Source organism: Cellvibrio sp. pealriver (assembly GCF_001183545.1).
Classification (GTDB): domain Bacteria; phylum Pseudomonadota; class Gammaproteobacteria; order Pseudomonadales; family Cellvibrionaceae; genus Cellvibrio.
This window is the reverse complement of record NZ_KQ236688.1, coordinates 3791049-3817941: the sequence shown is the minus strand read 5'-3', so window position 1 is coordinate 3817941 and position 26893 is coordinate 3791049. Positions and strand designations below refer to the sequence as shown.

At 49.5% G+C, this 26893-nt stretch carries 22 protein-coding genes; 12 read left to right on the top strand and 10 right to left on the bottom strand.

Translation table 11 applies throughout. The features are described 5' to 3' along the window. Positions 1 to 237 precede the first annotated feature (237 nt). The 3 genes from VC28_RS16590 to VC28_RS16580 all read left to right on the top strand — a co-directional run bounded on the left by VC28_RS16590 (position 238) and on the right by VC28_RS16580 (position 6565). Entirely contained in the window at positions 238 to 2973 is a 2736-nt protein-coding gene (locus VC28_RS16590) for a hybrid sensor histidine kinase/response regulator (RefSeq protein WP_231591805.1), read from the top strand. Between the two features lie 5 nt (positions 2974 to 2978). Beyond that, a complete protein-coding gene (locus VC28_RS16585; RefSeq protein WP_049631626.1) occupies positions 2979 to 5987 on the top strand; it encodes a class I adenylate cyclase in 3009 nt (1002 codons plus the stop codon). A gap of 170 nt (positions 5988 to 6157) precedes the next feature. Beyond that, positions 6158 to 6565 carry a DUF4488 domain-containing protein gene (locus VC28_RS16580; RefSeq protein ID WP_049631625.1) on the top strand — a complete coding sequence of 136 codons (408 nt, stop codon included), beginning with the start codon at positions 6158 to 6160 and terminating at the stop codon, positions 6563 to 6565. 85 nt (positions 6566 to 6650) lie between these two features. Here the strand turns inward: VC28_RS16580 and VC28_RS16575 are convergent, their stop codons facing one another. The 3 genes from VC28_RS16575 to VC28_RS16565 all read right to left on the bottom strand — a co-directional run bounded on the left by VC28_RS16575 (position 6651) and on the right by VC28_RS16565 (position 9623). Then, a complete protein-coding gene (locus tag VC28_RS16575; RefSeq protein WP_049631624.1) occupies positions 6651 to 8006 on the bottom strand; it encodes a PAS domain S-box protein in 1356 nt (451 codons plus the stop codon). 135 nt (positions 8007 to 8141) lie between these two features. Beyond that, the gene (locus VC28_RS16570) at positions 8142 to 8621 is read right to left on the bottom strand and encodes an ester cyclase (RefSeq protein ID WP_049631623.1); all 480 of its coding nucleotides are present in this window, start codon (positions 8619 to 8621) and stop codon (positions 8142 to 8144) included. A 249-nt stretch (positions 8622 to 8870) separates the two neighbouring features. Next, complete coding sequence (locus VC28_RS16565) at positions 8871 to 9623, bottom strand: SDR family oxidoreductase (RefSeq protein ID WP_049631622.1); 753 nt, start codon at positions 9621 to 9623, stop codon at positions 8871 to 8873. A 229-nt stretch (positions 9624 to 9852) separates the two neighbouring features. Here VC28_RS16565 and VC28_RS16560 point away from each other — a divergent pair, with 229 nt between their 5' ends. The 3 genes from VC28_RS16560 to VC28_RS19345 all read left to right on the top strand — a co-directional run bounded on the left by VC28_RS16560 (position 9853) and on the right by VC28_RS19345 (position 13330). Continuing rightward, on the top strand, positions 9853 to 10773 hold the full coding sequence (locus tag VC28_RS16560) for an AraC family transcriptional regulator (protein WP_049631621.1): 921 nt from the start codon (positions 9853 to 9855) through the stop codon (positions 10771 to 10773). Between the two features lie 288 nt (positions 10774 to 11061). Further along, on the top strand, positions 11062 to 11214 hold the full coding sequence (locus VC28_RS19890; RefSeq protein ID WP_197085554.1) for a hypothetical protein: 153 nt from the start codon (positions 11062 to 11064) through the stop codon (positions 11212 to 11214). Next, positions 11207 to 13330: an ABC transporter substrate-binding protein gene (locus VC28_RS19345; RefSeq protein ID WP_053094222.1), complete on the top strand. Its 2124-nt coding sequence runs from the start codon at positions 11207 to 11209 to the stop codon at positions 13328 to 13330. Before VC28_RS19890 ends, VC28_RS19345 begins: the two co-directional genes overlap by 8 nt. Before the next feature lie 140 nt (positions 13331 to 13470). Here VC28_RS19345 and nirD read toward each other — a convergent pair whose 3' ends face one another. From nirD to cobA, 3 genes are all read right to left on the bottom strand, one after another. After that, a complete protein-coding gene (gene nirD, locus VC28_RS16550) occupies positions 13471 to 13803 on the bottom strand; it encodes a nitrite reductase small subunit NirD (protein WP_049631620.1) in 333 nt (110 codons plus the stop codon). A 153-nt stretch (positions 13804 to 13956) separates the two neighbouring features. Continuing rightward, on the bottom strand, positions 13957 to 16497 hold the full coding sequence (gene nirB, locus VC28_RS16545) for a nitrite reductase large subunit NirB (RefSeq protein ID WP_049632475.1): 2541 nt from the start codon (positions 16495 to 16497) through the stop codon (positions 13957 to 13959). 47 nt (positions 16498 to 16544) lie between these two features. Further along, positions 16545 to 17381: a uroporphyrinogen-III C-methyltransferase gene (gene cobA, locus VC28_RS16540; RefSeq protein ID WP_369799060.1), complete on the bottom strand. Its 837-nt coding sequence runs from the start codon at positions 17379 to 17381 to the stop codon at positions 16545 to 16547. Positions 17382 to 18017: 636 nt separating this feature from the next. Here cobA and moaA point away from each other — a divergent pair. Then, on the top strand, positions 18018 to 19007 hold the full coding sequence (gene moaA / locus VC28_RS16535; protein ID WP_049631619.1) for a GTP 3',8-cyclase MoaA: 990 nt from the start codon (positions 18018 to 18020) through the stop codon (positions 19005 to 19007). Between the two features lie 21 nt (positions 19008 to 19028). After that, positions 19029 to 19547 (top strand): molybdenum cofactor biosynthesis protein B, encoded by a 519-nt coding sequence (moaB, locus tag VC28_RS16530; RefSeq protein WP_049631618.1) that lies wholly within the window; start codon positions 19029 to 19031, stop codon positions 19545 to 19547. Between the two features lie 65 nt (positions 19548 to 19612). On the opposite strand, the gene VC28_RS16525 is transcribed toward moaB, so the two are convergent. Next, positions 19613 to 20365, bottom strand: a complete 753-nt coding sequence (locus VC28_RS16525) for a sulfite exporter TauE/SafE family protein (RefSeq protein WP_197085553.1) — start codon at positions 20363 to 20365, stop codon at positions 19613 to 19615. Positions 20366 to 20685: 320 nt separating this feature from the next. Here VC28_RS16525 and VC28_RS16520 point away from each other — a divergent pair, with 320 nt between their 5' ends. Further along, on the top strand, positions 20686 to 22674 hold the full coding sequence (locus VC28_RS16520; protein ID WP_049631617.1) for a putative bifunctional diguanylate cyclase/phosphodiesterase: 1989 nt from the start codon (positions 20686 to 20688) through the stop codon (positions 22672 to 22674). A gap of 34 nt (positions 22675 to 22708) precedes the next feature. Here VC28_RS16520 and VC28_RS16515 read toward each other — a convergent pair whose 3' ends face one another. The 3 genes from VC28_RS16515 to nudE form a co-directional block, all read right to left on the bottom strand. After that, a complete protein-coding gene (locus tag VC28_RS16515; protein WP_049631616.1) occupies positions 22709 to 22924 on the bottom strand; it encodes a hypothetical protein in 216 nt (71 codons plus the stop codon). Between the two features lie 228 nt (positions 22925 to 23152). Then, positions 23153 to 24040 carry a 3'(2'),5'-bisphosphate nucleotidase CysQ gene (gene cysQ / locus VC28_RS16510; RefSeq protein WP_049631615.1) on the bottom strand — a complete coding sequence of 296 codons (888 nt, stop codon included), beginning with the start codon at positions 24038 to 24040 and terminating at the stop codon, positions 23153 to 23155. Continuing rightward, entirely contained in the window at positions 24033 to 24644 is a 612-nt protein-coding gene (gene nudE / locus VC28_RS16505) for an ADP compounds hydrolase NudE (protein ID WP_049631614.1), read from the bottom strand. Before nudE ends, cysQ begins: the two co-directional genes overlap by 8 nt. Before the next feature lie 39 nt (positions 24645 to 24683). On the opposite strand from nudE, the gene yrfG reads away from it, so the two are divergent. The 3 genes from yrfG (at position 24684) to hslO (ending at position 26844) form a co-directional block, all read left to right on the top strand. Further along, the gene (yrfG, locus tag VC28_RS16500) at positions 24684 to 25340 is read left to right on the top strand and encodes a GMP/IMP nucleotidase (protein ID WP_049631613.1); all 657 of its coding nucleotides are present in this window, start codon (positions 24684 to 24686) and stop codon (positions 25338 to 25340) included. Positions 25341 to 25343: 3 nt separating this feature from the next. Then, positions 25344 to 25775, top strand: coding sequence for an RNA-binding S4 domain-containing protein (locus VC28_RS16495; protein WP_049631612.1), 432 nt, complete (start codon positions 25344 to 25346; stop codon positions 25773 to 25775). A 163-nt stretch (positions 25776 to 25938) separates the two neighbouring features. After that, positions 25939 to 26844, top strand: coding sequence for an Hsp33 family molecular chaperone HslO (hslO, locus tag VC28_RS16490; RefSeq protein WP_049631611.1), 906 nt, complete (start codon positions 25939 to 25941; stop codon positions 26842 to 26844). Positions 26845 to 26893 lie beyond the last annotated feature (49 nt).

Here is a 26893-nt window from a genome sequence, read left to right as displayed (position 1 = left end):
GTGCTGGATGTAACACGCGGCTTTTTTGTTTTTATGTATCAATGACTTATCACTACAAACACCACTAAGATCAATCGATTGATCTTAATTTGCGAAACCCATCACTGCCCCGCCTGCACCTGTCATCCAAATCATCTTTAAATTGCTGCTTTTACTGGTATTTGCACCAACTTGGGCTAGTCTTAAAGTCTAAAAGTTTATTTTTTGTCCAGATCGACTGAGGCGAAAATAAGGAATATGGGTAAAAAATCAGTGCATTCAGGAGACTCTGAAGAAGATCTGGCAGCCAAAATCCGGCTGCTGGAGGATGAACTCGCCTCATTAAAACAGACTCTGCATGCCAAACGCGCCGTCAGGCAACTGCAAGACTCATCCCATTGGGATCACAAAGCCTTTGATGAAGTGCCAACACCTGCCAGCCTCGCTCAGGAAGGTGCCATTTTTGATGAAAGCTGGGTGCTGGAAACCCTCAAGTTCTTGGTCAAACAGCAGCGCCCCAACAGTATCCAACAGATTCTGGCTAAAGTAGGTGAGTTGCTGGCACTACGTGCAATAGCGCTCTGGAGCCGGGATAACCATTCCAACACCCACCAATTGCAGCATGAATGGTGTGCCGCCGATTTGCCCGCGAGCACACGCATGCTTTTGCAAAACCCGGATTGGCTACAGCCATTGCTGCAACCTGACTCTGCCAGCCTGCGCCAATTACAAGAAGGGATGCCACTGGCGGTGCGCGCCACCGACCACGATATGGCAGACCTGACCCTCAACCTGCGCACCCAAGGCATTTATAACAGCCTGCTGATCCCGCTGTGTGAACAGGGGCAAGTGCGCGGGCTGATGGCGTTGCATCGCGATAATCCGCGCACCTGGCATCCGCACGACAGCAAAGCGCTGGGCAGCTTGCTTGCCTGGTTGTTCCGCTTTATGCAGCAGCATGAACAGCTGCGGATAATGGTAGACAGGGACACACGCCACCAATATGCGATGGAAGCGACCAACGACGGCCTGTGGGACTGGAACTTACTCACCAACCGGATTTATTTCAGCCGCAGTTATTTGCGCATGCTCGGCTACGATTACGAAGACCTACCCGGCAATCTGGACACCTTGCGCGATTATTTTGTCCACCCTGACGACGTAGACAACATGCTCGCGGAATACCAGACCGCGATTGAAAACCAGCGCGAATCCCTGCAATTACAATTCCGCATGTTGCACCGCGACGGCCATGAGCTCTGGGTTAATTCCAAAGCCAAATTATTCGAGCCAGACCACAACGGTAAAGCCACACGCTGCGTTGGTGTGAATACCGACATCACCGATTTTATGTCATCGCGCGAGGAACTGATCAACGCCAAAGCGCAAGCCGATTTGGCGAGCAGAACCAAAAGCGAATTTCTGGCGCGCATCAGCCATGAAATCCGCACGCCCATGAACGCGATCATCGGCATTGGTTATTTACTTAACGATACGCAACTGGATGAGCAGCAACAAAGCTATCTTTCCAGCATTAACTCCGCAGCCGATTCACTCTTGCAAATCATCAATCAATTGCTCGATTTTTCCAAAATCGAAGCGGGCCGCGTTATTCTGGAATACGCGCATTTTGACCTTGACCAATTGTTTGAAAAAATATCGCGTTTATTTGAAATCAGCGCACTGCATCGTTCAGTCAACATTATTTACGACATCAAACCTGATGTGCCGCGATTTTTGCGCGGCGATGCCTCGCGCCTGAGCCAAATTCTCAGCCATTTGATTAGCAATGCTTTCCAGTACTCCAACACCAGTCAGGTTGTGGTGCGCGTGTGCCGCCGCGCGCAAAGCGCCAAGCAAGTGATGCTGGAATTTACCGTTGAAGATAGCGGGCTGGGAATGACGGAAGAAAAACTGGCGCATATCAAAGAGCGCCTGGTGTTCAACCACAACGCACAAGATCATGAAAAAAATTCCTATGGCTTGGGCATTTGCAGCCACCTTGTGCATTTAATGCAAGGCGATTTTGCCATTGAATCCAGCCTCAACCACGGCTGTAAAATTACGTTCAGTGCATCGTTTGAACGCAGTCACTTTGGTGAAAAAACCCTGGTCAATCACCCGCGCGACTTAAACAATATCCGCGTATTGATTGTGGATGACAATTCCATTGCGCGCACTATTATTGCCAGCACCGCGCGTAGTATCCATTTGCAAGTAGACGAAATCGATAACCCGGTCAGTGCCATAGAGCGAATCCGTCAGGCAGATAATTTGGGGCAGCCCTATCATTTTGTACTGCTGGATTACCGCATGCCCAACATGAATGGGCTACAACTCACCGGGCTCATCAAAACTGACCGCACACTCAAAAGCAAACCGCATGTATTTTTAATTTCAGCTTATCATCGCGATGAAATTTCTAGCTCTGACCCTAACGCGATTCTGGTCGATGAGTTTTTAAGTAAACCAGTAAGCGAATCGCGCCTGTTTGATGCCATCAGCCAAACCATAGGCCGTGAACAATTATTGCAAGACATCAGCCCGGAAATTGTTGTTACCGATGAGGCACTGGCATTACTGGAAAATTGTCATCTACTGATCGCGGAAGACAATGTCGTAAATCAGCAAGTGATCCGCGGCATTTTGAAAAAGAAAAAAATCAGCAGCGTTATAGCCGCCAACGGTATAGAGGCGCTAAAAATACTTGAAAGCAGCAGCGAAACATTCGACGCAATTTTGATGGATTTGGAAATGCCTGAAATGGATGGCATTGAAGCAACCCAATGTATTCGCGCCGGGCACATACAGCAACTGCAAGACATTCCCATTATTGCCGTAACGGCACAAGCCATGCGTGGCGACCGCGAACGCTGCCTTGCGGCAGGAATGAACGGCTATTTATCCAAACCCGTCAATCCTGAATTGCTCTATACCACGCTCGCCGATATCTTGCGTAAGAAAAAAATATCCAACGGGAATGCCCAGCACTGACATTTATGTACTCACGACCGATCGACATTCACAACATAGATGACGGTGTTGACCGCAAACAACTCAGCCTGCTTAAACAACGCTTCCTCGATTTAAATGCACAGCGCCATGAGCGAACGTGTGCCGCACTGACTGAACGACAACAACAATTTGTGCAAGTGTTGCCATTGTTGTTTCACGTCAACCACCCGATGTTGCCTGGCTATATTTCTCACGGAACACCAGCGGGCGTTTATCAATACACACCGTCCAACGATGATTTACGCATTGCCAAAATTATTGCCCGCAGCTTTCAGTACAACCGCGATCTGATTGAGAAAAAATGTGCGATAGATGCGCTTTTTATTATGGGCAGTGTCGGCACCATTGCGCAAAGCGACTCCAGCGATCTGGATTTATGGGTGTGTCACAGCCTGCATGAGGACAACCCGCTGCTACAAGAACTGGAGCGCAAATGCACGCTGATCAGCCAGTGGGCTGCCGTACAAGTTCGCCTTGAAGTGCATTTCTTTTTAATGCGTAGCGATGAATTCACCCATAGCCGCACACAACATTTAAGTAGCGAAGCCAGTGGCTCTGCGCAGCACTTTTTATTGCTTGATGAGTTTTATCGCACCGCCTTGTGGCTTGCCGGAAAATTCCCGCTATGGTGGTTTGTACCTGCATCGCAAGAGAAAAATTACATTGCCTATCGTGATACCTTGCTGGGCAAACGCTTTTTAAAAGAAGAAGACCTGGTGGACTTTGGCAGCTTGCCTTACATCCCCCCAAATGAATTTATTGGTGCGGGCATTTGGCAACTCTACAAAGCGATTGAGTCCCCCTATAAATCGGTTTTGAAATTATTGCTGCTGGAGGTTTATGCCAGTGCCCATATTATTGATGATATGCCAGCAATGAGTGGAGCCGATGACCTGAATGATTTTTCTGAAAATAGTCTTTCTGATAATGACATTTCTGAAAATGACTTTTCTGAACCACACATCCACACGCCTACTGCCGAAGAAGAGAGCGCGGAAAGTATTGCGGCAGAACCCCTGGCGCTGAGTTTAAAACGCGCCATTTACGCCGACACTCCCGATGCAGATGCCCTTGACCCTTATGTGATGGTGTATCGCCGTATTGAACAGTATTTATTAGAACATGGACAGTTGCAGCGATTGGAATTAGTGCGGCGCTGTTTTTATTTTAAAGTCAACAAAGCATTGTCACGCACCAGCAGGCATGCACAAAAATCCTGGCAGCGAACATTGTTGGAAGGATTGGTAAAAGAATGGAACTGGTCTTCGCATCAGTTACATATGCTGGATAACCGCGCTTATTGGAAAGCGCCTCATGTGATTAGCGAGCGCACCTTGTTGGTGAATGAGCTCAATCAAAGTTATCGCCTGCTCAGTGAGTTAAGCAAACATCAGTATCAGGATATCGCGATCAGCAGTGATGAGCTGGCGATACTCGGGCGCAAGTTACACGCTGCGTTTGAACGCAAAGCGGGAAAAATTGAATGGATCAACCCCGGCATTTCGCGCGATCTAAGTGAAGATGCGCTCTGCTTTGTCCATAAACAACAAGAGCAACAAGAAAACTGGCAGGTGATTCGCGGCAGCCAAAACGATTTAGCGCTGCGCAATATCAACGTCGAACCAATTAAACATGCGCGCAGTCTGGTCGAGTTGCTGTTGTGGTGCCATGCCAATGAGATTCTGGCCAGTCATACCAAAGTCGATATTATCGCACCGACTTTTTCCATCAGTGCCAACCAAAAACAATTATTGATCCAAACATTGCAACAGTGGTTGCCACTGCCAATGCTGCGCGACCACCAACAATTTATGCGCCCTGCTGCGGTTGAACGCATGCTAATTTTGGTCAATACCGGTGTTGAGCCCCAAGCCGATTTGCACAAAAAAGGTATGCAAATGCTCAGCAACCAAAAAGATGCGCTTGGCTATAGCGGTTTGCGTGAAAATCTAATGATCAATGCCGATATCATCCAGGTCAATTCGTGGGGTGAGTTAGTCTGCCGGCATTACCCGAGCGACGCGCTAATCAATTGTTTGCAACACTATTGCCGTCTGTTTCCACCGGGAAAACATTTCAGCTTGCCCGAATTGAGTATTCGCTGTTTTAGTACCGGCCAAGGCAATAATATTGCGCAGCGGCTTACCGATTTATGGCGCGACCTGATTAGCTGTTTTTATTCCGGCACACGGCCGCGCAGCAGCCGTTATATTTTGGAGATGGGAGACGAGTATTTGCTCTTGCAATTTTTCCAACAGCAACCGCAAATACAACGATTCAAATCCTACGAAAAATTGTTGAACAAACTAGCGCAAGCACAATCAGACTTTAGCCCCATGGTGATAGACCGCTATGCACTGCGCGATAAACCACTGCGCATTATTGGCGATATTGCTAGGCAGTGCGGCATTTATCTTTTTTACCAGCTGGATCAACAGCAAGCACAGATTACCATCATCGATGAAAAAGGCTCACTGTTTACCACCACCACGGAATACCACAACCAGCAAACCCTACTGCGCCCACTGGTGAATTTTATTCGCGCGGCACTGCAACGCCAATCGCACAGTATCGACTTTAACAATGCCACCAACCCGCAGGATATCCAGATTTACGAGCTAACCGGCAACATCAAACAACATCAAGGTATTGCTGAACGCAGGGAGTTGCACAATAACCTTAACCAATTGCACTACATCAATATCAAAGCAATTGCGGAAATGGATAGCGCACAAGTGTTGCGCTTTACTATTTTCTGTAATGAGCAGGAATTTTCATCGCTGGTGTATGGCGACGATTTATTTAAAGCGGTCGCCAGTTATATTGTGCGCAGAAGAAAACAAGGTGAGCGCTATCCTTGCTACATTACCGATCTGGATTTATCACTCTGCCAGGACACTCTCGCCCAACAGACCGGTTTACAATTAGGCCACTACCTGCAATTAAAAGCAGAGCTGGAACAAAAACTGAATTCCGCACTTGCCCTGCTCTGATCGTTCTTAATTATTATTAATTTTTGTTTAATCGTTTGGTTGCGCTATTTTCCTGTTGCATAATCGGGCTGAGATTCGCGCGCAGCAAGAATTCTATGTTCGCGATTCGTTTCCATTATCAACTCAAACACAACACTTATATAACACCTATATAAAATAGAGAGATAACAATGAAAAAAATGATCATAGGTTTGGCCGCCCTGCTAGTTGTATTCAGCCAATGGGTTTCGGCAAGTGAATTAACCGGCGCATGGGAATTGGAATACGCCGTATACAAAAATGAAAAAGGCGAAGTCGTCGGTGAAATTAAAGACAAAGCCACACTCTCGCGCAAAGTGTTGTCTGACAATCACTTTACCTTTATCACTTGGGATAAAAGCGGAAAGTTTATTGTGGCTGGCTCCGGCACTTACACTTTGAAAGGCGAAAATTACAACGAAACCGTTGATGCCACATCTGAAGCGCGGCTCATGGGAAAAACCTATGAATTCAACTGCACCTTTAAAGACGGCATCTGGATTCATAAAGGTATGGAAGACGGTGTGTTAATTGAAGAACACTGGAAGCGGGTAAACTGAAATAATCGATAAAAAATGCCGGCATTAACGCCGGCATTTTTGTTTAACTCAATACTATTTTGATGGTATCAATTGCACACCATGATCAGCTCAAGGCTAATTGGATATTAAAGCAAGTGCCATTCTGTTCATCGGATGTAACCGCCATTTGCCCACGGTGATGGTCGGTAATAATAAAATAAGAATACGACAGACGCTGCTCAACCGGACAGGTACTTGTCTGACTCTCGATAGAGAAGAAAGGCTGGAAGATTTCCAATTGCTCAGCAGGACTCAAACATTTGCCGTTGTGTTCTACTTTAATCCACAGCGAATCATAAAATTCACCGATCTCGATATTGATCCACGGCTTGTTGTTGTCATTCCAGGATTTGGCATTGAGTGCGTAAAACGCATTGCGCATCAAGCGAACAAATACCTGCGCGAGCTCTGCAGGATAGCAGGGGATTTGCGGCAAATTATCCGCGTAATTACGGCGGATATTAATGTGTTTGAAGGTGAGGCCATTGGCATCAAAAAATAAACCGCTCGCCAATTCAATACTGTGATCCATAATCGGTGGCACATCGGCCAATTGTTTGCTGTCGCGATGACTGCTCGCCAGTTGCAATAAATTTTGCGCAATCGCCGTTGCCTGATGCGCACTCTGGCGGACAGTTTCCACTTCCTGCAATAAAAATTCTTTTACGTCACCCAACTCTGCCGTTTCAATTTCCTGACGCGCACTGGAGACGCGCGCAAAAATGGTATTGATCGGCAAGCTGATGTCATACGCCATTGCTGATGCCAACTCGCCCATCGCCGATACCTTATCGCGCTCGGCCAATTTATTTTCTGCATTCACTTGTTTGGTGACATCTGAAATCAAAATCACTATGCCCGTTTCCTGCTGGTTGTTCAGCGGGTAGAGCGTGATATCAAAAGTATATTGACCGCGCTGGGTGTGCTTGAGATTGAGAGTTTCGCCCGTGGCCAACACAGTTTTGACCTGTTCCTGCGTCAGGGTAATTTGCGCATAAGCCGCCCACAGGTTTTGCCCAACCACATCTTTAAAAGGGCGGCCGGTAATTTCTTCGGCTTTTTGGTTCCACTGGGTAATCTGCAGTTCCTGGTTAAGGCCTATGAGCATCACCGGCATGGAGTTAACGATGCTGGCGATGTAAGCCTCGCGCTCTTGCAATACCGCAGTGCGGCGCGCCACGCGATCTTCCAGTGTGGCTTTGATTTCGGTGAGCGCGCGATTGGAGCGAACCGCGCGCCAGTGAGCGCGGATCAAAAATGCCAACACAATCACCAGCGTGAGGATCAATACACTGGCCGTGGTATTGGCTACGTACTGCCACTTGGTACTGCCATCCTCCTCCCGGAAAACCGCAAAAATATCAGCGCGGGCGCCGAGGCTGGTACAGACCAGTGCACAAAAAAGCAGGAGTTGTCTCATGGGGGGATCTCATAGCGGCCAAAGGCCACCTCCTCGCTAACAGAACGCCAGCAGGAAATGACCCGAATCAAGCGGGCAATTTTACTCGATCACCCGCTGAAAGGAACAGCTACAACATCCAAACCACAGTATCACTTAAGAGCAGGCGGTGTAGATCTTTGCGCTGGCCGGGTAAGCAGCTTGTGCGGGGGCTGGCAATAACTCAAACACGCTGCCTTTTTTACTCGTCATCCGCAGGGATTTTTTGTACATCCAGGACTCTTCAATCAAACCATCGCGCAAACGGAACAGGAGGTTGGCACTGAATTCCAAAAACGCGCCTGTCGCTGGCAGCCCCATGAATTCCTCATGGTGAACTCCATTCATTCGGAAACGCACCAATACTTGTGAATCGCTTGCCAACAACTGCTCAATTGACCATTCACGTTCTGCGAATACATCGATCAGGTAGTTAAAAAAGCCTTGATACTCTGACGGACTGGACGGATCAAACTCGGGAAAACCCCAGCAGCGAACCTGCCCGGCAAGAAAATTTCCCGTGGATGAATGCGATGCCGACAAGGCGCTATTCAAAAATTGGCTGACCTGTGCGGCCAGATGTTGGTGGTGATGCATACTGACTCCTTCCCTTGTGGGGATTTTCCTCTTGCGAAGATCGTATAAGTGCATAGCGAGTTCGGTAAAACAGGCTGCAGTCTGTAACCTTCCATTATGGTAAGGTCAAGCACCGGCAAATTATGTCAGTAAGCTGGCGGCAAACTGTGACAGTTTGTATCCAGCGCGATTGGATTAGCGCGCTGTTCAGGTTACTGCTTAGTTGCCATCCAGATTACTGATTCTGCTATCGATTAATACGGGTATCGATCAATACGGGCTTTGGGTCGGGCGAATAATAATTTCACTGACATCCACATCTGCCGGTTGCTCAATCGCATACACAAGGGCCCGCGCGATGGCATCAGGCTTGAGCGCAATCTGGCGGAACTCGCGCATGGCCGCACGCGCCGCCGGGTCAGAAATAGACTCCGCAAGCTCGGATTCCACCACTCCGGGGGAAATAATCGTGACGCGGATGTCGCCATCCAGTTGCTCCTGACGCAGGCCTTCAGAGATTGCGCGCACGGCATATTTGGTCGCGCAATAAACCGCTGCGGTGGGATAAACCGCATGACCACCAATAGACGATACGTTAATAAAATGGCCGCTTCCCTGGGCTTTCATGATCGGCAAGCCAGCGGCAATCCCGTAAAGCACCCCTTTGATATTGACATCCACCATGCGCTCCCATTCATCCAGCTTCAATTCCTGCATGGCCGAGAGCGGCATTACCCCGGCGTTATTGACGATGACATCAACGCGCCCGAACTGCTCGCGCGCCAACCCCACCAGCGCATCAACCTGCGCTTTGCTGGTAACGTCGGTCTCCAGATAGGCCGCAGTTCCGCCTGCCGCGCGGATTTTGTCGGCCAACGCAGCCAACCGCTCCTGACGGCGCGCGCCCAGTACCACAATATGGCCGGCCTGCGCCAAGGCCAGGGCAGCGGTTTCGCCAATGCCGCTACTGGCACCGGTAATAACAACCACTTTGGTTTGAGGGTTTGTGTGTGATGTAGACATAGGTTCAGCTCCTGATAAGAGGGGCAGAAGAATTCCGTCCCGATGGAGCCACTATAAAAACCAGCCCGTTTTCGCCGGTAGCCAATTCCTCGTTGATGATTGCCTAAAACTCCAGACTCGCGGCCAGCCGGTTCAATCGCAGCGGGCAAGTCGCTACACTCATCAACACAACATCTGACAAGCAGCACAACATCCGATAAGCCATTTCCACATCGAACGAGAGGGATATATGAGCGGCGATATCAACAGCCTTTTGCCTGAATTGGCGCTGCGTGCCAAACGGCTGGCGACCGAAGAAGGCATGACCAGCACGGCGCTGGAATGCATGCAGTTGTTTCGCAGCAACCAGCCCACAGAAATCACCCACGCACTTTATGAGCCCTCCGTATGCATCATTGCGCAGGGTCAAAAGCAGGCGCGACTGGGCGAAGAGCTGTATAGCTACAATCCATCCACGTATTTGGTGGCGGCGGTAGATTTACCGGTGCGCGGCCAAGTGATAGAGGCAACGCCTGAACAGCCGTATTTGTGTATCCGCCTGAGGCTGAAACCACATAAGATCAGTGAAATGCTGCTGGAGAACCGCCAGTTGTTGCGGCCGGTAAAAATGCCGCATCGCGGGTTGTTTGTGAGCCAGGCGAATTATCAATTACTGGATGCAGTCTTGCGCCTGATGCGCTTGCTTGATACTCCAGATGACCTTGCGGTGTTGGCACCACTGGTCGAGCGGGAAATCCTGTACCGGTTATTGCTGGATGAGCAGGCCGTTATCCTGCAGCAAACCGCGCAGACCGATAGCCATGCGCAGCAGATTGCGCGGGTTATCAAAACACTAAAGCGCGATTTCCATAGAAATTGGCGGATTGAAGAGCTGGCGCAGATGGCGTGCATGAGCAATTCGGCCCTGCATGCGCACTTCAAAAGCATCACCAACATGACGCCGCTGCAGTACTTGAAACAACTGCGGCTGCAAGAAGCCCGACGCTTGTTGTTTAGCGAAAATCTGGATGCCGCCACCGCCAGCCATCGCGTTGGTTATGAAAGCCCTTCACAGTTCAATCGCGAATACCAACGTCTGTTTGGCTTGCCACCGGTGCGCGATTTGGTGCGGCTCCGCAATACATCGCCCTCCCTGATTCAGGCCAACTGACATGAAATAACTGGCGACTTATTCCAAAAATCCATTTTTGTGCGATTTCCTCACTCGAACCAGTCGAGCTTTTTTACAATTTTTAAAATTTGGCGCATCAATAATGCTACCCAGATCCACGTTTTATTGAACGTCGGTTCGCAAAATCCCTCCAAGGCACAGTTATTGCCAATATTTTCACTACATAGGTATTGGCAGTAATACCGGGTGCGCATTTTCTGAAAAAAACAACCCCGGGCAATAAACTGACACTACACTCAGGAATACTGTTGTACAGGAGCTTTCGTCATGCTTACGGATCTACATAGACAGGCCCCAACCGCAGAAACGCACGCAGGTTTCATCCAGATCAGCACACTACTGGTTACGGTTGAAGCACATGCCGTGCAACCACTTTTCCACCCATCGCCCTACTTATGGAATGAGGATACCGGTGAATAACAGGTGTATTTGGCGGTGCATTGCCGCCCTGACAAATGTGCTGGTGTGCGCTGGTGCACTGGCCGCCGAGCAGGTGACGCTGCAATTAAAATGGCATCATAGCCCTCAATTTGCCGGTTACTACGCCGCGCTTGAGCAGGGATATTACAAAGAGGCTGGTCTGGACGTGAGCCTGATGGAGGCAACACCGGAGACCGATGTGGTCACTGCGGTCACCAGTGGTGCAGCGGATTTTGGGGTGGGCTCCAGCAACCTGCTGCTGGAGCACTATCGCGGTAAACCGGTCGTCGTGCTGGCTAATATCTTTCAACACTCTGCCTTGGTGCTTGTCGCCCGGCAGTGGAGCCCAACCCAGAATATCCACGATCTGGCGGGCAAGCGCCTGATGTTGACCAAAACCCCGGATGAGCTGGTCGCCTATCTGCAGCAGGAAGGACTCAGTGCCGATCAGTATTCACTGGTGCCCCACAGCGCCGATCTCAACGATCTGATTACCGGCAAGACCGATGCACTTTCTACTTACTCCAGCATCGCACTACCCTATTTTGAGGCGATGCAATACCCGGTGCAGGTGTATAGCCCACGCGCTGTTGGCATTGATTTCTATGGCGACAACCTGTTTACCTCTAGCCGCCTGCTCAAGCGCAATCCCGATGTTGTAGAAGCATTCCGCAAAGCGAGCCTCAAGGGCTGGCAGTACGCGATGGATCATCCGGATGCCGTCGTTGAGCTGATCCGCACGCAATACAACCAACACCAGCAATACAACCAACAACAGAGCGATGAACTGCTGCGCAAGCAGATGGCGCACACGCGTGAACTTATCCACCCCGAGCTGATAGAGCTGGGTTACAGCAACCCCGGCCGCTGGCGGCATATTGCCGATACCTATGCAAGTTTGGGTTTACTCCCCAAAAACCTGGCACTGAATGGATTTCTGTACCGCAGCGAGGTTTCGGTGGATCGCAGCTGGCTGTACATTACTGCCGCTTCGTTGATAGGCGCGTTTGTCGTTTTTCTGGTCGCCGCGCACATCAACCGCGTCAACCAGAAATTGCGCAATATGGTGCGCCTGATGCGCAGCGCCGATGTCTGGCAGCGCGGCCACAACCATGTGCTGGCGCAAATAGTGGCTGATGACCCGCTGGAGGACATACTGCTTGGGATTATCGTCGGTGTTGAGCACATCAAACCGGACATGCTCTGCAGCATCCTGCTGGTTGAACGCGCCACCAATACACTCAGGCTGGCCGCCGCCCCGCACTTGCCCGATTTTTATAATGAAGCGGTCGATGGCCTGCACATCGCGCGCGCGATTGGCTCATGCGGCACAGCCGTCATTACCGGCCAGCGGGTAATTACCAAAGACATCCAGAATGATCCTGCCTGGGCCAGCGCCCGTGAACTGGCCGCCAAGGCGGGACTGGCCTCTTGCTGGTCAGAGCCCATCATCAATCACCGTGGCGAAGTGTTGGGTACCTTTGCAATTTATCAGGCGCAGGTTGCAGAACCCAGCGCAGAAGACATCAAACTGATTGAGGAGTCGGCGTATCTGGCCGAGATTGCAATCGGCCGCAAACAGGCCATTGAAGCCCTGCGCGAAAGTGAAGAGCGGCACCGCATTATGGCGCAACACGACAGCCTGACCGGGCTGCCCAACCGCGCACTCTTTTCCGACCGGCTCCAACAGGCACTGAGCTACAGTAAACGCCACCAGCGGGCGCTGGCCGTTATGTTGCTCGACCTCGATAAATTCAAACCGGTCAACGACCAATACGGCCACGCGCTGGGCGATGAACTATTAAAACAAGTGGCGCGGCGCTTACTCACCACCGTGCGCCACTCCGACACTGTGGCGCGTATCGGCGGCGATGAATTTGTTATTCTCCTGCACCAGATTGATGACATCGCCCAAGCGAAAATCGTCAGCGAAAAAATCCAGTCAGTACTCAACGAACTGTTTGTGATTGAAGATAAAAAAATCCAGATTGGCTGCTGTATTGGCACTGCGTTTTATCCGCAAGACAGTCAGGATGCGCATGAGCTAACACAAATTGCCGACCAGCGTATGTATCACCAAAAACATCAAAAACCGGTCAGCCTTTCAGCGCGCTAATCCGTTCGCATCAACAATATCCATTCAAAAAAATATTTTTTCATACAAATATCTTTCATAAAAAAGGGCAACCCAAAGGGTTGCCCATTAAGCCGACTCATGAAGCAGCCGAAGAAGAAGGGAAGCTCACACTAAAACCATCAGGCCAACACCTGAACCAAACCATCATCCACACGCACAGGAAATACACTGACGTTGTATTCCGGTTTTTCCAAACACTCACCCGTGCGCAGATTGTAATGTTCTTTATACAGTGGCGATGCCACAACCACTTCATCGCCGATCGAACCAATAATGCCGCGCGACAACACATTGGCTTCACCGACCGGATCGTAATTAGAGACTGCGAAAATTTCATTCAGGCGACGCGAGCGGAAAATTGCCACCTGTTGATTATTGACTAACGCACAGACACCGGTGTCGGGCAGAAGATCATCAATTTCACACACACTAATCCAGAGTTTTTCGCTCATGATGTTTCTCACTGAAAATATAAATTTGTAATTCTATAACCCCCTTCCTTTGCAAACGGGAGGCTCGGAAGAATTTAAAAACACAATCCCCCTAACCCCCTTTTTCAAAGGGGGAACCAACACCTCCCTTTTTAAAAGGGAGGCCGGGAGGGATTAATCCACCAATTCCACAAACTGAATGCTACTGCTGTTGCGCTCTTCTGCGGTTGCAGGGCGAATTTGTTCGCGCTCTACCACATAGGCCAGATTGTCATCGGTTGCGTTGCTGTTGATGAAATGTTTGAAGCGTTTTTGCAACTCTTCATTCTCAACGGTGGTTTTCCACTCGCACTGGTATTGGCTGATGTTGTAATTCATTTGTGCTTCAAGTTCGTCGCACAAACCCAATACATCATCAATCACCACTTTCTTCAGATAATCCAAACCACCTTCCATATTTTCCAGCCACACCGACGTGCGCTGCAGGCGATCTGCGGTGCGGATGTAGAACATCATGACGCGGTCGATATATTTAATCAGCGTGACATCATCCAAACCTGTTGCAAATAAATCGGCGTGACGCGGGCGCATACCGCCGTTGCCGCACACATACAAACTCCAACCGGTTTCGGTGGCGATAATGCCAAAATCTTTTGACTGCGCCTCGGCACATTCACGCGTACAGCCAGACACGCCGAATTTCATTTTGTGTGGCGAGCGCACACCTTTGTAGCGATTTTCCAATTCAATCGCCATGCCGACTGAATCCAATACACCGTAGCGACACCAGGTTGAACCCACACAGGATTTCACCGTGCGCAATGATTTACCGTAGGCGTGACCCGTTTCAAAACCGGCATCGACCAATTTTTTCCAGATCGCAGGTAATTGATGCAGTTGTGCACCGAATAAATCGATACGCTGGCCGCCGGTGATTTTGGTGTAGAGCTTGTACTCTTTTGCCACTTCACCCAACACAATTAATTTTTCCGGCGTGATCTCGCCACCTGCTACACGCGGAACAATGGAATAGGTTCCATCTTTTTGCATATTGCCGAGGAAAATATCGTTAGTGTCTTGCAGGCCGATGTGTTTTTTATCCAACACAAATTCATTCCAGAAACCGGCGAGAATAGAGCCCACCGCAGGCTTACAAATATCGCAGCCCAAACCATGACCATGTTGATCCAACAATTCATCAAAGGTTTTGATTTGTTTAATGCGCACAATGTCAGCCAATTCCTGACGCGAATGTGGAAAGTGTTCGCAAATATGGTTGCTGACTTCCACACCCAATTTGAGCAATTCAGAATCCATCACTTGTTTGGCCAGCGCCGAACAACCACCGCAACCGGTGGAGGCTTTGGTAATTGCTTTAATATCACCCATGGTGCGCGCACCGTCTTGCACAGCGCAGCAAATAGCACCTTTGCTGACATCGTAACAAGAGCACACACAGGCGGATTCCGGCAACGCATCAACACCAATGGCGGCTCCGCCACCTTCAACATTAGGCAGAATCAAACAGTTTGGATCTTGCGGCAAATCCATACCGTTGACGCACATGGATTGCAAAGTGCCGTAGGCTTCCACATCGCCCACCAATACTGCGCCCAATAATTTTTTGTTGTCTGCCGACACAATAATGCGCTTGTAAACTTCTTCTACATCGTTGCTGTAGGTGTAGCTGAGTGAACCGGGCGTAGTGCCATGTGCATCACCAACCGAGGCTACATCCACACCGAGCAATTTTAATTTGGTGCTCATGTCGGCACCCATAAATTGGTCACTGCCACCGGTGATATGCGACACTGCCACTTTCGCCATTTGGTAACCGGGCGCAACCAAACCATAAATGCGGTTATTCCACAGCGCACATTCACCAATGGCGTAAACATCGCTGATGGTAGTTTGGCAATTGTTGTCCACCACAATACCGCCGCGCTCACCTAAACCAATACCGCATTTGCGCGCGAGCTCATCCTGCGGGCGAATACCGGCAGAAAATAAAATCATATCGGTTTCCAGATGGCTGCCATCCGCAAAATTCATGCGATAGCGCGCTTCAGTACCCGCAACAATTTCATTGGTGGCTTTTTGCGTGTGAACTTTTACACCAATGGATTCAATTTTGCGGCGCAATAATTTACCGCCACCTTCATCGAGCTGCACTGCCATTAAGCGCGGTGCAAATTCCACTACGTGGGTTTCAAGGCCCGCCGCTTTTAACGCTGCGGCTGCTTCAAGCCCGAGCAAACCACCACCGACTACCACACCAATTTTGCTTTGCTGTGCAGATGCCGTAATACGCTCCAGATCTTCGATGGTGCGATACACCAAACAGTGCTCGCCATTGTTGCCGGGAATCGGCGGCACAAAGGGATAAGAACCCGTGGCGAGAATTAATTTGTCATAGGCTTCGCGGCGGCCAGATGTGGTGATCACTTCTTTGTTGTCAAAATCCAGATCAATCACTTTATCGCTCAGGATATATTGCACACCTTTTGCGTCGTAATAATCAGTGCTGGTCAGCATCAGGTCTTCGGCAGTCGAACCGGAAAAATATTTGGAGAGCTGCACGCGGTCATACGCAAGGCGCGGCTCTTCCGAAAAAGTGATCACCTGATATTGATCAGCATCTGCATGATTCACCAGATTATCGATAAATTTATGCCCTACCATTCCGTTGCCAACAACAATAATGCGCTTCTTCATATCTGCCTCACGGTCGTAAAATTTTTTGTTTTCACTCATTCAATTGATTAAGCCAACAGGTATTGCGGTTCAGCGGCATGTGCCATCACAGTGCTCTGTAATTCTTCACGCAAGCGCACCACTTCACCCACGATAATTAACGCAGGTGACTGCACGTTTTCACGCAGCACATCCGCCGGAAATTCACTGAGTGTAGAAATAATATTGCGCTGGTCTTTGCGGCAGCCGTTCTCGATAATTGCCACCGGTGTATCTGCAGCAAGACCACCTGCTAATAAATTTGCTGATATTTCATCCGCGCGCGTCAGCCCCATATAAAACACCAGCGTGTGTTTTAACTGTGCGAGCGCATGCCAATTCACATCCAAGCTTTTTTCGGCGTGACCGGTAACAAAGGTACAGCCTTGGGACAAACCGCGGTGGGTCAAAGGAATATCGGCATAGGTACTGCAGCCAGAGGCAGAGGTGATGCCAGGAATAACCTCTGCTTCAATACCGGCGCTGCGCAGCTCCAATAATTCTTCGCCGCCGCGACCAAATACAAAAGGATCTCCGCCTTTAATACGGCACACGGTTAAACCCAGCTTCGCCTGATTTACCAACAGTTGGTTTAAATCGTTCTGCGCAATACTGTGTTTGTTTTTGGCTTTGCCAACATAAAAAGCAGGAATGTTTTTAGGGAAGAGTGAGCGAATATCGGCGCTCACCAGATAGTCATAAAAAATCACATCCGCCGTGTTGATTGCACGCAATGCTTTCACCGTGAGCAGTTCGGCATCGCCCGGGCCTGCACCGACTAACCACACTTTTCCGGTGCGATTTTTTTTGTTGTAGTCATCGCCTTTTTTAGCTTGCCCGTCGCCACCTGTGCGCGCTTTCAACATCGCAGAAGGAAGGATTTCTACATTCGCTTTAAGGAAATTGTTCATGGCAACACCTGCATTTTGATTACACAGGGGTAATTGCAAGGCAAATGCCATAACCAATATTTCATCAAAAAATAAATTTTTCTTAATGCAGATCAGGCACTTATAAAAATCCATCAGACATAAATCGATCCCTTGAGCAATCAATAACGCGTATCAATAATTCATTTTGTGTTTTTTGTTGGTGCAAGAGCGCACCAATTGATTGCAAAAATAGATTTTTTAATTTCACAAAAATGCACCATTAAAAAACACAGTGATGGTGCACTGCGCACCATAAAAAAACATTTTGCTGTTTTAAGGCCAAAACACTGCACAGAGCCACATGCCCAACAACAAATCCTTACTCAAAAACCGGAGCACAGATGCCTGACAAAGGGCTAAAATCCAAATAATCACCATTTTGGAACAGGCCTTGCGCGGCTTATTGATATTCATCAAGCCAACTTGGCAGCCACTTTGCTAACCTGACTTGCCACTGCTGAGCTGCTGACTTTAGATTGCCCGCTTTCACAGCAAGCCATAGAGGGAAACACCTTGAGCCAACCCCGAGGCGGGGTTAGAGTGCAGACACACAGGAACCCGTATCTTTTTATGCAACTGATCGATAGCTTCGGCCGCACCGTCAATTATGTACGCCTGTCAGTCACTGACCGCTGCGACCTGCGCTGTGTTTACTGCATGGCGGAGGAGATGACGTTTCTGCCGCGCAATGAGGTATTAAGTATCGAGGAGTTCACCAGCCTTGGCCGCGCCTTTGTCGATCTGGGTGTAACCAAGCTGCGCATCACCGGCGGCGAGCCGCTGGTCAGGCGCGGCACTATCGAGCTGCTGCAAAACCTCGGGCAATTATCTGCGCTGAAAGAACTCTGCCTGACCACCAATGGCACCCACCTGCCGCAATACGCCAACGCCATCCGCGATGCCGGAGTCAAACGCATCAATATCAGTCTGGATAGCCTCAACCCGGAACGCTTCCGCCAGCTCACCCGCTTTGGCGATCTGGATCAGGTATTCGCGGGCATCAAAGCCGCGCAACAGGCGGGGCTGAAAATCAAACTCAACTGCGTTGCACTCAAACATTACAACGCCGATGAAGTACCGCAGCTGGTGCAATTTGCGTTGGATGAAGGCCTGGACATCAGCTTTATCGAGGAAATGCCGCTCGGCAAAATTAGCGAGCACGGGCGCGCAGCTGAATATGTCAGCAGCGATGAATTGCGCAGCCAACTCAGCCGCGACTACCGCTTGCTCGCGCAAGAAAATTCCCATGCCGATGCAGGCCCATCGCGCTACTGGCAAGTGGATGGATGTAATACGCGCATCGGTTTTATTTCGCCCCATTCACACAATTTTTGCGGCAGCTGCAACCGCGTGCGCGTAACCGCCACCGGTCGCTTGCTGCTCTGCCTTGGTAACGAACACAGCGTAGATTTGCGCGAACAATTGCGCAGTGAACACTATTCAGAAACGGCACTGCGTGAGCGCATTATCAATGCCATGCAACACAAGCCGGAAAGACATTATTTTGATTTACACAATGAACCGCAAATTGTGCGGTTTATGAATATGACCGGAGGGTAGCCTCCGACCGAGAGGGGATTTATGACTGCAACAAAAGAATTCGAACCACTCAATATTTGCGTACTTACGGTATCGGATACGCGCAATCTTGAAACCGATACATCAGGCCAAAAACTGCAGGATTTATTAATCGCCGATGGCCACCAATTACATGACCGCGCATTAGTGACCGATGATATTTATCAAATCCGCGCGGTAGTCTCCAATTGGATTGTCGATCCACAAGCGCAAGTGGTATTAATTACCGGCGGCACCGGTTTTGCCGGGCGCGATTCAACCGTTGAAGCCATGACGCCGCTGTTTGATAAAACCGTGGTCGGTTTTGGTGAATTATTCCGGCAGGTGTCTTACGAGGAAATCGGCACCTCAACCATACAATCGCGCGCAACGGCAGGCATGGCCAATCGCACCCTGATTTTTTGCCTGCCTGGTTCCACCGGTGCCTGCAACACCGCCTGGGAAAAAATTATCAAAGACCAGTTGGATGCACGCAATAAACCCTGCAATTTTGTGGCGCAATTGCGTATCGAAAAAAACTGATTTATTAAAAAAAATCTATTTAAAACTCATTCATTAAAAAACGAATCAATTAAAAAACCAAGCCGTTAAAACGTCAGGAGCATTTTTACTCCGGCAACCAAGAGCACTAATGCAAGCAGCCGCTGGATAACCGGATTCGCCAAGCGGCGGCTGCCATACTCAGCACCAATTAATCCGCCCACCAACACCACCAGAGCCCACAAGGGCAAACCGGGATGGAATTGGGTTCCTGTGGACATAACACCTAATATTCCCGCTGCCGAATTCACCAGAATAAATGCCGCGGCCACACCGGAAATGACTTTTACCGGTGCCCAGCGAAAAAACAATAATAATGGGCTTAAAAAAATCCCTCCGCCAACACCGGTTAATCCGGATAACAAACCCAATATCGCCCCTGCCAATGCCAGAAGCCAAGGCGACACAGCCTGCACTTCATAGACGGATGCCTTTTGCGCCGTATAAAAAGATCGCCACGCGGCATACACCAGCACCAAACCTACAAGGGGCTTATACCAATGCACAGGGAGAGTGATGCTACCGCCAAGATACGCCATGGGTATGGCGGTGATTGCCAGCGGAATAAATAATTGCCAGGAAAATGCACCTACGCGATAGAACTTGAAGATCGCAACCGAGGCTACCACCAAATTTAATGCGAGCGCCGTCGGTTTCATTACCGCAGGGGAAACCCCCAACAGCCCCATGGCCGCGATATAACCGGATGCACCACCATGACCAACCGATGAGTACAACAATGCCGCCAGCAGCAGCAATACGGCGATAACAATAGTTTCAATATCAATCTGCATGGGCATTTTAATCCGGACAAGATGATGGTCATTGCCGTGCATGTTCCTTGAATCCAAAAAGCCAAGTCAATGCATTTTTACCTGATGGACTTATGAAATGTGCACCAAATAAATACAGCACAGATTATTTCTGCTTTGTTTTGGTGTAAGCCCAAAAAAAACTTTCCTTTATCGGGAAGCCAGACATGCGGTTTACGCGAGACACTCTGCATTTTGCGATATCTATGTAAAAAAATGATTAGGGAAATCCCACTGGCAAGCTAATTGCAATTCACACAAGCCTTGGTTTTATTCAGGGCTATTGATGTACTTGTGAGCAGCTATCCATGAACCATTCTTTATTGCTACATACTGCGGTGCCATCGTTATTGGCCGCCATGGATGCATTGACACTGGAGCCGGATTTTCAGGTTTTTTTTAAAAAAGCAGCGGCGGCTGTGCGCCAGTTATTGGGTGCCGATGGTACAGCGCTGATTTTATTAGATGAAGAAACCCACACCTTTGAATACAAATTATTTGAAGGCGAGCAGCAACATTTGCTGAATGCGTTTAAAGGTTTCCGTTTTTCTGCGGCGACAGGAATCTCCGGCCGCGCACTGACCAGCAAAACCAGTATTTTTACACGCAATTACCCTACCGCTCCCGATGCCATGCCACAGTTGGTCGATGCGGGCTTGCAATCCAATCTGGTGATTCCGTTGATTTCATCCGATAAAGTATTGGGCGTGCTGGCATCGTCCTGGTTTACCCATACGGAATCGGTTGCGGATATTTCCCCACAATTACTGACATTGGCCGAGCGCATTGCAAGCCAAATTGCAGTCGCGTGCCATCGCGAACAATTAGAAGCGCAATTGCGCGCACTGGTCACGATTGATCCACTCACCAAATTATTAAACCGGCGCGGCATTCTGGACTGCCTTGATAACAGTCTGGAAAAACTGCATCGCTACAACCGCAGCTTTGCATTATTTTTTATTGATGTAGATGGTTTGAAATCGGCCAACGATCACTGGGGGCACGAAACCGGCGATCTTTTATTGCGCGATGTTGCACAGCGCCTGGCCGATGTCATGCGCAAAGGTGACCAGATTGGCCGTTTAGGTGGCGATGAATTTTTAATTATCGCTGAATGCAATGATTCGCATATCGACACGCTTGCGAAACGTTTTTTGCAGGCATTGCGCGTACCCTATGGGCGCGGGCGCAAACGCGGCCGGTTAAGTGGCAGCATTGGCGTGGTGTTGGCACCACAAGACGGCGTAGACGAAATTAATTTGCTGCGCAAAGCCGATGCCGCGATGTATGTTGCCAAAAGTCAGGGCGGCGACCGCGTTCAGCGCGCGTCCGTCAACGCCGAGTTGCCGCAGACAACCATTTCAATTGTCGATGTGGAAGGCGCGCTGGAGCGCAATGAATTACAACTGTGGTATCAACCGATTTGCGAACTGGGCGATTTATCTGTCGTCGGCTTTGAAGCGCTGTTGCGCTGGTGCAAACCAGACGGCGAGGTGATCAGCGCAGGCCCCATCATTCAGGCATTTGAATCTGCGCGCGGCGATCTGGAATTCCGTTTGGGCAATTGGGTTTTGCGCGAGGCGGCGCGACAGATGCAGTTGTGGAATAAAAATTCCCTCACCCCCGATATCCACATCAATATTTCCCCGCGTCATTTTTTACACCCCTCTTTTTTATTGGAATTGCAAAAACTCTGCGAGCAACAGCAGGGGTTTGGTGAATCACTTATTATTGAAATTACCGAAACGGCGATGCTGGAGGATCTGGAGCGCGCCAAGCGGATTATGTTGCGCTGCCGCGATTTGGGCGCACGTATGGCGGTGGATGATTTCGGAACGGGTTATGCGTCGCTCACCTATATCAAACGTTTACCACTCGATATGATCAAAATTGACCGCTCTTTTGTCGCTGATTTACCGGGCAATAAAGTGGATTGGGATATCAGCAAGGGAATCGTGTCGATTGCCCATGCATTAGGGCTGACAGTCGTGGCAGAAGGAGCAGAAGTATTTGAACAAATAGGCAGTTTGCGTGAGCTGGGCTGCGATCAGGTACAGGGATATTTTATCCATCGCCCAATGCCATTTATTGATGCGAACAGCTGGTTACAACACAAAGCATTGCGCACATCGTTCAGCAGCACACTTGCCCCAAGCCCCCACACAAATCGTCCTGCGGCCAACGAGAGCAAATTACATCATGCTCAGCTGGCAATGGGGATTCATTTGCAGCGCGAACTTGACCCGCGTTTTACGCTTAAACCTTTGGGCAGTATCAAATCCGGCGCACACAAATAATGTGCGCCCGCAGCATTACAATTACCCGCAACAATTAATAGTGCACCGGTAAACGTTTGAGCATGGCCTGACGTGCACTGATCAATTCTTTGTACGTCTGGATCATAGTGAAATTCACCTGGGTGCCATTTAATTTCAGTTCTGCAAGCTGACGCTCATAGTCTGAAATTTCACGCAGCAATTTATCGCGCATCAAATCAGAACGGCTGGTATTCAAATCGGCCTTCAGGTTTTTGCTTTCTCTTCTCATCGACGAACTCTCCTTATGAATGAATCAGGGCAGGAAACAGCAATGACACACAGAGCAGTGACCTACAGGTTGAAGCCTAGTCCAAATGTGATGAGATTCACTAGCGCAAACTTAGAATATTTTCTTCTCGGAGGCATGGTGATTTGGTTATAAAACCAACAGGATTGCCACCACACCAATCAGGTGCGGCGGCAGATAACCGACAGTATTTTTTTGCAGAAAAACGCGTTAAGAATTGCCGCTAACGGAGTTGGAGTTTAATAACCCTTCCCAATAGAAATGTTTATCGCCCAGCGCGTAAAAATGCGGGTTCAAAATATCCTCCCGCGTGTTGTACACCAGCGATGGCAGATCGGATGTAGCGCAGACCACACGTCCACCTGCGGCCTCCAACACGGCCTGTGCAGCCGCTGTATCCCATTCCGATGTAGGTGCCAGACGCGGATAAAAGTCGGCCAAGCCCTCGGCGATCACACAAAATTTCAATGAGCTGCCCGCATTGGTAGTTTCAATGGTTCCCGGCCAGTTTTGTTTAACCACCTCCATTAGATCCAGCGTTGCCTGGGTATTGTGGCGATGGCTCAGCAACACCGTAAAAGGTTCGCGCTGTTGGTAGCGCTCAATCATGGAGCGCACCCGGATGGGCTCAGCCCCGCGCCCACGCAGGTATTTAAATGCACCTAAACTGGCAGGGTCGCGCGCATCCAACACGCCCAAATAGGTCGTATCGGTCGCGGGCACATGCACCACACCCAATAACGGGCGGCCGCGTTGGATCAAGGCAATATTGACCGTGAACTGACCGTTGCCCGCGATAAACTCCTTGGTGCCATCAAGCGGATCAACCAGCCAGTAGTTTTCCCACAGGTGGCGGTCGGCAAAATCCGGCAGCTCGCTTTCTTCCGAGATAACGGGCAAAGGCAATAGCTGCGCTAACCCCTGATCAATCACCCTGTGCGCCGCCAAATCTGCCGCAGTCAGAGGCGACTCATCCTGTTTGTGCTCGACCTGATAAGTATCTTTATTGATGTAAATAGCCATGATGGCATCACCGGCACAGCGCGCCAGCTCCACCAGATTGCGAATCAACTCCGGGCTGATCGGATGCTCAGTCATCGGTGGCCTCCTGCGATGCCTCTAGCGGCAACTTGCCCGCGAGCCATTCACGCGCCATAAACAGCGCAGCAATACTGCGACCTTCGCACACATCGGGGCGCATGATGAGCTCAAGCATATCCTTCAGCGGATAAGGCACCACCTCGATAGGTTCAGGCTCATCGCCCTCCAAACGCTCCGGATACAAGCCCCAGGCGAGCACAATGTTGATGCCGTGCTCCATGTAAGAAGGCGAGAGATTGATGCGTTTGAGAAACTGCAAGTGACGCGCGCCATAACCCACCTCCTCTTTCAGCTCACGGTTCGCCGCCTCCAGTAATGACTCCCCTTGATCGATGGCACCTTTGGGCAAGGCGAGGTGGTAATCCTCCAATCCGGCCGCATATTCACGCACCAAAAGCACCGTATTCTCATCCAGCAAGGGTACAATAAGCACCGCCCCCGGCCCGCCCGAACAGAGCTTTTCATAGGTACGTTCTTCACCGTTGCTAAAGCGCAGGTGGATTTCATCGGCGCGGAACAACCGGCTGCGCGCAACCGTCGCGCGCTTTAAAATTTCGGGCTTGGCTTGGTTGGGCTTATGTGGCGGGGCATTATTGGGCATAGCTAAACGCAGTTCGTAAAAGGTGGTAGAGACAAGTTTATGATTAATTGGGACTCAATAGATACAGTCATGCTGGATATGGATGGTACCTTGTTAGACCTCCATTTCGACAACTATTTTTGGCTGGATCACCTGCCCCAGCGCTATGCGCAAATCCACAACGTTGATCTGGCTACCGCGCATGCAAAACTCAAAGCCGACATCCACCAATACGAAGGCACCTTGCAATGGTATTGCCTGGAGTTTTGGTCAAAGGCATTGGATGTGGATATTCCCAGCCTCAAAGAAGAAGTGAAACACAAAATCCAGATACGTCCGCACGTCGGCGAATTTTTGCAGCGTTTGCGCAACGCGGGTAAAAAAGTGCTGCTGGTTACTAATGCCCATCCGCAGAGCTTGTCACTCAAAATGCAGGTGACGCAGATCGATCAGTGGTTGGATGTCATTATTTCATCGCACGAATTTAATGAGCCCAAAGAATCGCAAAAATTTTGGCAGGAATTGCAAACGCGCGAACAATTTGACCCGGAACGCACGCTGTTTATTGACGACACAGTGCGTATTCTCGATTCCGCAAAATTATTTGGTATCAAACACCTGCTTGGCATTCATCAACCCGACAGCCAAAAAGAGCGGCGCATGGAGCAGTATCCTGCCATCCATCACTTTGATGAAATTATGCCATCGGCCAATTAAGTTATGAGCAAACAAAAACACGAACAAGACGATGATGACGATAAAATTCGCATCGACAAATGGCTGTGGGCTGCGCGCTTTTATAAAACACGCATGCTCGCCAAACAGGCTATTGAAGGCGGAAAAATTCATTGCGATGGACAGCGCATCAAACCCAGCAAAGAAGCGTTAGTAGGGTTGGAATTAACTATCCGTCAGGATTGGGATGATAAAACCGTCATCATCAAAGCACTCTCCGATCAACGCCGCGGCGCTCCACAAGCAGCGCTGTTGTATGAGGAAACGGAAGAAAGCAAAAACCTGCGCGAGAAACGCGCAGCGGAACGCAAAGCGGGGCTGGGTAATTTTATTATCAGCGACCACCGCCCCAACAAAAAAGAACGCCGCCAAATTCACCGCTTCCAGCGTGTGAATTTGTTGGGTGATGAGGATTAATTAATCACACAGAAAGATCTTCGCTCAGTTGCGGATGGTAATTAAAGACTCGCCGTGAATACATCCCTGTAGGCTTGAAGTCGACATCCATGTCTCCTACAGTCTTTAATTACCATCCGCAACTGACCAAAGATCGCTACTATTTTTAAGAGATTTTTAACCAATGCCAAGCAACGATTTACTCCACCGTTTTTTATTTGATGACTGCGATGTGCGCGGTGAGATTGTCACCCTAGGTTATAGTTATCGCGAAGTGCTAAGCCACAATCCACAAGCACCCGCCATCCAACAACTACTCGGCGAATTTCTCGCGGCTGTTGGGTTACTCTCCAGCACCTTAAAGTTTGATGGAAAAATTATTTTACAAGCGCGCGGTGACGGCGCAGTAGGCACCATCATGGCTGAGTGCAACCATCACAATAGCCTGCGCGGCATAGTGCGCGTAAATCCTGAAATAGAATTAAGTGACGAACTTGCCAACCACGGCAACTTACAACAACTGCTCGGCAACGGCGTGTTGGTTATTACCATCGAACCACAACGCAGCGAAAACTTTAGCGGCAAGCTCGAACGCCATCAGGGAATTGTCCCCATGGATGCAGACAACCTTGCTGGCTGTCTGGAACATTATTTCCAACAATCCGAACAATTGGCAACGCGCTTATGGTTTGCAGCAGGCGACCATTCAGTCACCGGATTTTTAATTCAGGCATTGCCGCAACAATTAATTACCAATAGCGATGACAACCGCGACAAATGGGAAACCATTACCACGCTCGCCAGCACGGTAAAGCAAGAAGAATTATTGGATTTGGATCACTCAACGGTGCTGTATCGTTTATTCAACGAACATCCGCTGCGCTTATTTGAACCCAAAGCGCTGCATTTTGCCTGTAGCTGTTCACGTGAGCGCAGTGCCAGTGCATTACTGTCGATTGGCAAAGAAGAAGTAGAAGAATTATTAGTAGAAAAAGGCAGTATTGATATCGACTGCCAATTCTGCAACCAGCATTACCATTTTGCCGCAGAAGAAGTTCGTCAGTTATTAGGTGGAAACATCCTGCACTGAATATGTAACCCCGATAGCAAAACCGCAAAGCACACTGCTTTGCGGTTTT